This is a genomic window from Gilvimarinus gilvus (genome assembly GCF_030518155.1).
Classification (GTDB): Bacteria; Pseudomonadota; Gammaproteobacteria; order Pseudomonadales; family Cellvibrionaceae; genus Gilvimarinus; species Gilvimarinus gilvus.
Genome location: NZ_JAULRU010000502.1, coordinates 1 through 391 on the forward strand (window position 1 = coordinate 1; position 391 = coordinate 391).

The window sequence follows — 391 nt, forward strand, 5'->3', positions numbered from 1 at the left end:
CTGAACACCAAAGAAACGCTGGACGGCAAGCCTGCTGCACAATGGGTTAAGGATGTTGTTGCGGAGCTGGCGACATTCGCAGACGTGATGATGCTGCCGCGTTCGACTGTGAACGGCTACCACGACCATAACTTTGTTACTATCCATGAGCGTTGCACCGATCATCTGGCAGACATTGCGCCGGTTAATCAGGCGCGTCAAAAGTTGCACCGTGTACGTGCTAAGTGGGTAGTACTGGCAACCGGCGCGCACGAGCGTCCACTGGTTTACTCTAACAATGATGTACCGGGCTGCATGGTTTCTAATGCGGTATCTACCTACATCAATCGTTACGGTGTTGTACCGGGTAATGAACTGGTACTGATGACGACCAACGATTACGGTTATCATG

1 pseudogene is annotated in these 391 nt (G+C 51.7%); it reads left to right on the forward strand.

The annotated features are described in order from the left end of the window. Positions 1 to 391, forward strand: a pseudogene (locus QWI17_RS09090) (sarcosine oxidase subunit alpha); the annotation flags it as partial.